Below are 3286 nucleotides of genomic sequence, written 5' to 3'. Positions count from 1 at the left end.
TGCAGCAGCAGACCGCGCTCGGTGACGAGGTCATCCTCCAGAACCAAGCGATCCTAGTGTCGCTCGGGAAGCTCTCTGGTGAGGGCCTCGAGCGCGCGACGATGGCCGCTGCCAACATGGCCGCGGTGGTCGGTATCGACTTGAAGGCTGCCATGATCCTCATGGCCAAGGCTGCCGCAGGCGAGACGTCTACGCTGTCGCGATATGGAATCGTGCTCGGCAAGAACGTCGCCGCTGGCGAGAAGTTCGCTCGCGTCCTTGAGCTGATCGAGGAGCGCATGGGCGGCGCTGCGGCCACCAGGGCGAAATCACTCGAGGGCGTGTTCGAGGCGATGGGCGCGGCGATCGGTGATCTTGGCGAGACGATCGTTGAGTTCACCGGTCTGGGTGACGTGCTAAAGGGCTTTGCCGCTGACGTGAAGGAGGCGGCGGAGACTATCTCAGGCTCGATCAAGCAGGCCGCGCAAGACGACCTCGAGCGCGAAGCGACGCGCATCTACGACGAGCTGCAGAAGCGTCTTGGCGAGACGTCGGCGAACACGTTTGCCGTGATGCTCGAAAACGCTCGCAAGCTCGGCACGGTCAAGGAGCTGCTCGCCCCGCTGACCGAGGCGCTTGACGGATGGGACCAGGGCTTGCAGGAGGCGCTCGATCATCAGCGCGCCTTCAACGACGCGATGGTCGATGCGCAGGTGGCGTCGGAGCGCGCGGCCGAGGCGGAGGAGCGCCGCAAGCGCTCGCTGGATGCGATCATAGGGCCATACGAGCGCGTTGCTAGCCAAGCCGAGATGGCGGCGAAGTGGCAATCGCTGCTGAACGACGCGGAGGTTGCCTACGGCGAATCGGCCCGAGTGGCGCTCGAGGCGGCGCTCGAGTTGTCTCCGACGATGGAGACGCTGAATCGGATCTACAAAAGCATGGGCGCGCACCTGCGCAAGGTGGCGCAGGAGAAGCGCGCGGCTTTCGAGGCTGTACCGAGCAGCGTGCCGTTCATCCAGTCTACAGGCGCGCTTGCGTCGCCGTCGCCGACGATACCCGACACCGTTGCCGATGGCCTGGACGTACAGGCCGAGGCGTACCGAGAGTTCGAGGAGGGCATCACCGAGGCGGCCGAGCGGGCGGCAGAGCGCAGGATTGCCATCGCTGAGCGCGAGTCCATGATGCGGCAGATGCTGCTCGGGCAGGCGCTGTCCGTGACGTGGAACGCGCTTCGCGCCGCTTTCCCGAAATCCAAATCGCTGGCCATCGCGCAGGCGATCATCAACACGGCGCAGGGCGCGACGAAGGCCCTCGCCCAGGGCGGCATCTTCGGCCCGGCGCTCGCTGCGATCGTTGTCGCTGCCGGCATGAAGCAGGTGGCGATGATCCGTGCCCAGAAGTTTGCGACGGGTGGAATCGTCTCCGGTCCTGCCGGGCGCGACGCCGTGCCCGCGATGCTCACTGCTGGCGAGGGCGTGCTGACGCAGAGCGAGACGCGCGCTGTGCTTGACGGCCGGGCCGCTATCGTACCGGCCGGCCACGCGTCTACGGTGCACGTGACGATTAACGCGCTTGACGGCGCGGACGTGGAGCGTGTCTTGACGCGCAACAAGGAGGGCTTCATGGCTGCTTTCCGCGACGCGGTGGCGATGGGGTACTGACATGGCCGACTGGACGTGGACGACGACGCACGCCGAGTACCCGTACACGGGCAAGCGCATCGCGCCACCGACGCTTGTCACGCGGTACGAGGACGGCAGCGAGCACCGCCGGCAGAAGCACTCTAACTTCATCCGCGAGTGGACGGAGGTCTACGACGTGGACGAGGCGACGCTTGCTAGCATGCTGAATTTTTACGACGCGCGCGGCACGTACACCACCTTTACCAAGGTCAGCTACGACCCGGACGACGCGACGCCTGGCACTACTGAGGCGACGGTGCGCTTTGTCGAGCCGATGACGTATGAGCGCGTCGCTGTGGGGTCGTACCGCGTGACGGTTAAGTTCACCGAGGTGTTGTGATGCTGACGGTTCCGGCATCGATACTCGCCGAGCTGGAGTCCGACGCGAATCGGCCGGTGGTGGTGTACGAGCTGGAGCTTGCGTCGAGCACGCTGCGTTACGCGCCGCAGGCGCTGACGTGGGGCGGCAACGCCTATTCGGCGCTTGCGATGCGCCAGACGCCGATCAGCGAGCAGATGGCGTTTCGCGTGCCCGAGGTGGCTGTGACGTTCAGCAACGTGACAAACACGCTGCGAGGATACTTCGAGCCTGAGGATCAACTGACCGGCTATCCGCTCACCGTGCGGCTGCTGATGCGCGACTCCGCCGGTGCGCTGCTCGCCGATTCGCTGGTGCTTTTCCGCGGCCTGATGGAGCGCCCGCGTCGTATCAGCGAGGAGGTCTTCGAGGTCCGCGCTGTCGGTCTGCTTAAGGGGTGGGACATCGCCATTCCGCGCAGGCGCGCGTCTACGTGGTGCCCGTGGGTCTTTGCCGACGGCGTGCACTGCCCGTACACGTCCACGACGACGGCGAGCAACGCTGGCACAAACAGCACGGCCGTGCAGGTGGCCGACGCGTCGAACCTGGTCGTGGGCCGCGACATCACAATCGGCACTGGCGCGAAGGTCGCGATATCGGCCATCTCTGGCGTTGACGTGACGCTTGCGGCTGCGCGCACGTGGTCGGTGTCAGACGCCGTCGCGTATGCCGACTGCAACCGTAGCTGGGCGGACTGTGGCAAGCGCGCACAGCGGCACAGGTTCGGCGGCTTTCTTGCGTCGCCCAACATGGCGCGCCTGGCGTATGTGTTCGGCGGATTCGAGGTTTAGCGATGGTTGGCCCTGGCGATCCGTTCGACAACGGCGGTTTCCCGACTACAGGGGAGGGCAAGCGCGAGCTTGTCATGGGCGACTTGACCGCTGTCCGCGGTGTGCCCGTAATCGACCCCACAGCGCCGATTGTTGTCATTTACGGCCGTCGGCGCGTATCGCCGAAAGCGCTCGAGAGTGGCCATGCGACATGGGGCACGACGGACCAGAAGGTGGTTTTCTTTTTGCTGTCCGAAGGCCCCATCGACAGCGTTCCTCGGTGGTACCTTGACGGCGAAGAGACGGCCGACGAGGTCGGCACGATAAAGACGCTCGGTATCTTTTACCGCGTCGGCGCTGTGGGCGTAGACGACGACGAGACGGAGGCGGAATACAACGCCGACGCGAGCACGCAGCAGCGTGCGCAGAATCGCGACTATCGGTCGGTTACGGGCCAGACGTACAGCGAGACGGCATACGCCGCGTTTGTCTCAAAG

Annotated in this window: 4 protein-coding genes; all 4 read left to right on the top strand. The window is 65.3% G+C overall.

Features of this window, described 5'->3' with window-relative positions; translation table 11 throughout:
* A partial coding sequence (locus Q9Q40_13860) for a hypothetical protein (GenBank protein MDQ7008301.1) occupies positions 1-1640 on the top strand: 1640 nt, incomplete at its 5' end.
* Position 1641: 1 nt separating this feature from the next.
* Entirely contained in the window at positions 1642-2001 is a 360-nt protein-coding gene (locus tag Q9Q40_13855; protein MDQ7008300.1) for a hypothetical protein, read from the top strand.
* Positions 2001-2810, top strand: coding sequence for a hypothetical protein (locus Q9Q40_13850; protein MDQ7008299.1), 810 nt, complete (start codon positions 2001-2003; stop codon positions 2808-2810). Before Q9Q40_13855 ends, Q9Q40_13850 begins: the two co-directional genes overlap by 1 nt.
* A gap of 74 nt (positions 2811-2884) precedes the next feature.
* Positions 2885-3286: hypothetical protein (locus Q9Q40_13845; protein ID MDQ7008298.1), on the top strand; the 402-nt coding region annotated here is incomplete at its 3' end.

It is taken from the genome of Acidobacteriota bacterium, assembly GCA_030949985.1.
Classification (GTDB): Bacteria; Acidobacteriota; Polarisedimenticolia; order J045; family J045; genus JALTMS01.
The sequence above is the reverse complement of the archived record's forward strand: the minus strand, read 5'-3'. Positions and strand labels throughout refer to the sequence as shown.

What these genes read in the sequence shown, in the direction of transcription:
- Q9Q40_13850 (MDQ7008299.1), top strand. Translation starts at nt 2,001, where the DNA reads ATGCTGACGGTTCCGGCATCGATACTCGCCGAGCTGGAGTCCGACGCG.
- Q9Q40_13855 (MDQ7008300.1), top strand. Translation starts at nt 1,642, where the DNA reads ATGGCCGACTGGACGTGGACGACGACGCACGCCGAGTACCCGTACACG.